Source organism: Limnobacter sp., assembly GCF_964228395.1.
In the GTDB taxonomy this organism is placed as follows: Bacteria; Pseudomonadota; Gammaproteobacteria; order Burkholderiales; family Burkholderiaceae_B; genus Limnobacter.
Genome location: NZ_CAXQZX010000167.1, coordinates 1 through 4,319, shown reverse-complemented (window position 1 = coordinate 4,319; position 4,319 = coordinate 1). Strand labels below are relative to the sequence as shown.

The 4,319-nt window shown below is 54.8% G+C and carries 5 protein-coding genes and 1 pseudogene; 2 read left to right on the top strand and 4 right to left on the bottom strand.

Annotated elements, in window-relative coordinates:
• From dnaQ to ACEQU8_RS14100, 3 genes are all read right to left on the bottom strand, one after another.
• A partial coding sequence (dnaQ, locus tag ACEQU8_RS14110; protein ID WP_370264447.1) for a DNA polymerase III subunit epsilon occupies positions 1-556 on the bottom strand: 556 nt, incomplete at its 3' end.
• Positions 557-571: 15 nt separating this feature from the next.
• Positions 572-1,003 (bottom strand): ribonuclease HI, encoded by a 432-nt coding sequence (rnhA, locus tag ACEQU8_RS14105; RefSeq protein WP_370264448.1) that lies wholly within the window; start codon positions 1,001-1,003, stop codon positions 572-574.
• A 39-nt stretch (positions 1,004-1,042) separates the two neighbouring features.
• The gene (locus tag ACEQU8_RS14100; RefSeq protein ID WP_370264445.1) at positions 1,043-1,870 is read right to left on the bottom strand and encodes a class I SAM-dependent methyltransferase; all 828 of its coding nucleotides are present in this window, start codon (positions 1,868-1,870) and stop codon (positions 1,043-1,045) included.
• On the opposite strand from ACEQU8_RS14100, the gene gloB reads away from it, so the two are divergent.
• Positions 1,861-2,631 (top strand): hydroxyacylglutathione hydrolase, encoded by a 771-nt coding sequence (gloB, locus tag ACEQU8_RS14095; protein ID WP_370264444.1) that lies wholly within the window; start codon positions 1,861-1,863, stop codon positions 2,629-2,631. The genes ACEQU8_RS14100 and gloB overlap by 10 nt on opposite strands.
• A gap of 162 nt (positions 2,632-2,793) precedes the next feature.
• On the top strand, positions 2,794-4,020 hold the full coding sequence (locus tag ACEQU8_RS14090; protein ID WP_370264443.1) for a transglycosylase SLT domain-containing protein: 1,227 nt from the start codon (positions 2,794-2,796) through the stop codon (positions 4,018-4,020).
• A 3-nt stretch (positions 4,021-4,023) separates the two neighbouring features.
• Here the strand turns inward: ACEQU8_RS14090 and ACEQU8_RS14085 are convergent.
• Positions 4,024-4,319 (bottom strand): annotated as a pseudogene (locus ACEQU8_RS14085) (ABC transporter ATP-binding protein); the annotation flags it as partial.

Here is a 4,319-nt window from a genome sequence, read left to right as displayed (position 1 = left end):
GCGCATGGTGGCTGCCATGGGCGTCAATGACCAAGCTGTCTTGCCCGCGGGTCATGGCCAAATATACTTCGGCCAAAATTTGCGAATCCAGCAAAGCGCCGTGCAGCTGGCGATGGGCATTGTTCACGCCCAGGCGGTCGCACAAGGCGTCCAGATTGTTTCGCTTGCCCGGAAACATCTCCCGAGCCATGAGCAGGGAGTCGATGACCGACTCCACATGGTCTTGCACCTTACCCAACCCCAGGCGATCCAGCTCCATGTCTAGAAAGCCCACATCAAACGCAGCGTTGTGAATAATCAAGGTGCTGCCCTTGATGAAATCGACAAAATTCTTGGCGATTCGTTCAAATTTGGGTTTGTCGGCCAACATTTCATTGGAAATTCCGTGCACTTGGTAGGCGCCCTCGTCCACCTCGCGCTCGGGGTTGATGTATTCGTGAAAATACCGCTCGGTCACCTGGCGACCCAGCACTTCAATACAACCGATCTCAATAATTCGGTGTCCTTGGCGAACTTCCAACCCGGTGGTTTCAGTGTCTAGCACCACAAAACGCATGTTCAATATCCTTTGTTAAAGCGGGTGACCCAGCGCTTTTTCAACCCCGAGGTTGGCCAGCGCGTCGGCACGCTCGTTGCCAGGGTCGCCAGCGTGGCCCTTCACCCAATGCCAGCGTACCAGGTGCTTTACGCTGGCTTCATCAAGCACTTTCCACAAATCGGCGTTCTTCACCGGTTTTTTGTCGGAGGTGCGCCAGCCATTTAGCTTCCACTTTGGCATCCACTCCAGAATACCTTTACGCACGTACTGCGAATCGGTGTACACGTCCACGCTGCAACGTTTCTTCAGGGCATTTAAGCCCTCAATCACAGCAGTAAGCTCCATGCGGTTATTGGTGGTGTTCAACTCGCCGCCGCACAGCTCCTTCTGGTGATCACCAGACTTCAGCAAAACCCCCCAGCCTCCAGGGCCCGGGTTGCCCTTGCAGGCCCCATCGGCGTACATCACCACCGAGGCAATGCGATGTTCGGTCAAATTTGTCTCTCAAGATGTTGAAGAATGACCGTCTATTGTAGGTGTTTTATGCAGCGCCTTATTGGCCACGGGCTTGAGTTGTTTCACGGCCAGTGCCTTGTCTTTGAACGCGGGCCCGACCAAACGCATGCCCCGCACCCGTTTTACCGCGCAAATAAAATACACCGCACCACACACAGGCCACCAACGGTCGCCTGCGTGCTCCATGAATCCCATGCGAGCCAAGCCCGGGGCAGTGAAAGCCGGGAACCGATAGCAACCAAAACGCCCAAACTCTGGCTCGAAGGACAACAATTTCAACCAGTCTTTTAAACGGCTTAGGTGAATGGGGGCGCAACCGTTGGGCCACACCTTGGCCCAACGTTTGAACATCACATGACGAAGCCCCCACAAAGACATGGGGTTGAACCCTGTGATGACCACGCGCCCCTCGGGCATGAGCACCCGCTCTACCTCGCGCAACAACTGGTGCGGGTCGTCAGAAAACTCCAGCACATGCGGCAGCACAATCATGTCCAGCGACTGCGACTCAAATGGCAATTCTTCAAACTCGGCAAAACAATCGGGCATGGCATTGCCCGGCGCATCGGGCTGATTACCCGCCCAGGCCTCGTGCACATAAGCCTTGTGGGGTATGCGGCTGGCCTTCAAGCCGTCAACCATGCGTGTGCCCAATTGCACCGCCCTGAAACCGAACAGGTCGGGCATCACCTGGTCAATCCAGGCTTGCTCACGGCTGGTGAAGTACCGGCCAGCCGGTGATTGTAGCCAGGCATCCAGTGCTAACATTTGAGCTTGGCGGGAGCTTAGTTCATCAAGAGGTTCAGATGGAATCATTCAAATCTTCCAGCGTGGCGCAGTGGTCGGTGCACGGCATTCCGGCGTTTCAAGACAATTACATTTGGGCCATTGTGCATCAGCCCAGCCAGGGTGTTGTGGTGGTAGACCCGGGTTGCGCCAAGTCGGTTCAATCCTTTCTCGATGTGAATGGTTTTCATCTTAGCGGGATTTTGGTCACACATCACCACATGGACCATGTGGGTGGCCTTCGCACTTTAACCGGGTGCGACCCACAAACCTTGCCGGTTTATGGCCCAGCTGGCGGACACATTCCCCAGGTTAGCCACCCAGTGCATGAGGGCCAGCGCCTAGAAGTGCTCGGTTTGCCCGTGAAAGTGCTGGAAGTGCCCGGCCACACCCTGGACCACCTGGCTTTTGTTATTGAATTTGATGACATTGCGGACCGACCAGTCTGGATGTTTTGTGGCGACACCTTGTTTTCGGCTGGGTGCGGGCGTTTGTTCGAGGGCAGCGCCGAACAAATGCACCACTCCATTCAAAAACTTAACCAATTTCCTGCACACACCCTGGTGTTTTGTGCACACGAATACACCGAGGCAAATCTTCGGTTTGCCCGGGCCACCGCCCCAGGCCACGAAGGCGTTTTACAGCGAGAGCGTGAAGTAACAACAATTCGCAAACAAGGCATGAGCACAATTCCGACCACGCTGGCAACCGAGCGCTTAAGCAATTTGTTTATGATGTCTAAAAACCCCATTGAATTCAAAGCACTTCGGGAAGCCAAAGACAAATTTTAAGCAGCGCGGGCAGTTAACTCTTTTTTGCAATCTCACCACACCCGTTGCCGTCAAGCGGTGTCATCCAGTGCAGGTAGAGTCCAAATTCTCGATTGACCACCCAAAAATATCCACATAGGATGCAACTTCGCCCAATGCCCATGCCAAGGCAGGTTGAACCCTTTGAGCCCATTTCCGTTTATTTCGGTGAAGTATTCTAATACCGCCAAGCCTTTGCGGGCCTGGGCCGTGGGCGTTGCATTGGCGTGCTGCGTATTGCCCCTGGCCAATGCGCAAGACCAGGTCAGCATGGCCAGCGAAGAACCCACAGAGCAGTTGTTTGGCCTGGTGTCACCCAACCCGGGCTTGGCCTTAAAGCTATCGTTGCCGCCCGATTTGGTCACGCTGGACTTTGCGCAAGACCCCGCCGATGTGTGGGCCAGCATGCGAAGCAACTTCGCCATTCCTGACATCGAAACCCAAGACGTGATTGTCCGGGAGCGCGCCCTGCGCAAAAACCGCAGCATGGTAAACACCATGCTCAAGCGCTCTGAACCTTACATGTACTTTATTTTGCAGGAATGCGAAAAGCGCGGTCTGCCCGCCGAGCTGGCCCTGATTCCCTTTGTGGAAAGCCAGTTCAATCCACATGCCCGATCGCCCCGTTCAGCGGTGGGGCTTTGGCAGTTCATCCCAAGCACCGCCAGGCAGTTTGATTTAAAGCAAAACCAATGGGTGGACGAAAGGCGTGATTTAAAAGAATCGACCCGAGCGGCCCTGGATTACCTGACCTACCTGTACGACCTGCATGGCGATTGGCACCTGGCCTTGATTTCGTACAATTGGGGCGAGGGATCAGTGCTTAAAGCCAGCCGCAAAGCCCAAGAGGCTGGCTTGGAGCCTACGCTGTACAACCTCGAATTGCCCGCCGAAACCCGCCAGTACATTCCCAAACTGCAAGCCCTTAAAAACCTGATTAACGAGCCCGAACGTTTTGGCATCACCTTGCCCAAGGTGCCCAACCAACCCTACTTCACCGAGATCAAGCGTAGTAGTGACCTGGACCTGCGCGAAGTGGCCCGTTTAAGTGGACTGAGCCTGGATACGTTCAAACGCCTCAACCCGGCCTTAAACCAACCCGTGCTGTATGCAGCCCACACAGAACGGCTTTTGGTGCCCATTTACCATGCCGACAAGGTTCTAAACAGCCTGAAGGCCTACAAAACCCGGGGGCCGGGGCGCATGTACACGGTAAAAAAAGGCGATACGCTGATTGGCATAGCCAGGCAGTTTGGCCTGTCGGTAAAAGACATTCAACAAAGCAATGGCATGGGTAGCAAAACCCGCTTAAAACCTGGCACTCGCTTAAGCCTGCCTGCTGCATTGGGCAAAGACCCCTGGTCTTCTTAAAACCTACAACACCGGCGCTGCGGCAATCAACTGACGTGTATAGGCGTGCTGTGGATTGGCAAACAATTGCTGCGCCCCAGCCCGTTCTACCACCTCCCCTTGCCGAAGCACAATCACTTCATCGGCCAAATATTGAACCACGGCCAAATTGTGAGTAATGAACAGCATGGCCACACCTGTGTCGTGCTGTAAACGTTTGAGCAAGTTCAAAATTTGCGCCTGCACCGACACATCGAGCGCCGAGGTGGGTTCGTCACAAATCAGGATGCGGGGTTCTGAAACCAAGGCCCGGGCAATGG